This is a genomic window from Pseudoalteromonas sp. 20-92, from assembly GCF_030847595.1.
Taxonomy (GTDB): Bacteria; Pseudomonadota; Gammaproteobacteria; order Enterobacterales; family Alteromonadaceae; genus Pseudoalteromonas; species Pseudoalteromonas fuliginea.
This window is the reverse complement of the sequence record NZ_JANJGQ010000104.1, coordinates 1-277: the sequence shown is the minus strand read 5'-3', so window position 1 is coordinate 277 and position 277 is coordinate 1. Positions and strand designations below refer to the sequence as shown.

General features: G+C 35.7%; 1 pseudogene. It reads right to left on the bottom strand.

Features of this window, described 5'->3' with window-relative positions:
• A pseudogene (locus tag NRL14_RS20935) lies at positions 1-277 on the bottom strand (transposase); the annotation flags it as partial.

Genomic DNA, 277 nt, shown 5'->3' with positions numbered 1-277 from the left:
TAACCGTTTGATTGAAAAAGATGAGTTCAACTTTACTTAGCTTTTCACCTTGTGCATATTTTTGCGTAAGTACGGTGCCTTTACAGAGTTTATGCCAGCGAATAACAATCGCTTTATCATTCAGCCTATTTGCTTTCTTATCATCTACATACAGTACTAAATGGGTGTGATTACTCATTACGGCATAAGCACATATATCAATACAAAATACTTTAGCTAATTCAAGTAGTTTATCTTCAACCCAGCCTCTACGATGCTCGTAAGACTTCCCAGTAAA